We start from the raw sequence: 364 nt of genomic DNA, 5'->3' as shown, positions 1-364 counted from the left end.
CCACGGCCATCAACAACAAGTACATCACCACGGTCAACACCATATTCATCCACAAGCTGTTCTTTATCAAACGCATCAAGGCCAGCATGGTCACCATGGTCATTATCACCAACAAGGTCACCATGGTCACCATGGTCACCACCACCAAGGCCAGCACGGTCACCATGGTCATCACCACCACCAAGGCCAACAAGGTCATCATGGTCATCAACATCAAGGCCACCAAGGCCACCAAGGCCACCAAGGCCACCAAGGCCACCAAGGCCACCAAGGCCACCAAGGTCAACAGGGCCATCAAGGTCAGCATGGTCAACAACATCAACAATATCAGCAATATCAACAACAGCAACAATCTTCTCCTTGG

General features: G+C 51.6%; 1 pseudogene. It reads left to right on the top strand.

The features are described 5' to 3' along the window. A pseudogene (locus MR113_RS27555) lies at positions 1-364 on the top strand (hypothetical protein); the annotation flags it as partial.

This window comes from Bacillus cereus group sp. BfR-BA-01379 (assembly GCF_022663605.1).
GTDB lineage: Bacteria > Bacillota > Bacilli > Bacillales > Bacillaceae_G > Bacillus_A > Bacillus_A mobilis.
The sequence above is the reverse complement of the archived record's forward strand: the minus strand, read 5'-3'. Positions and strand labels throughout refer to the sequence as shown.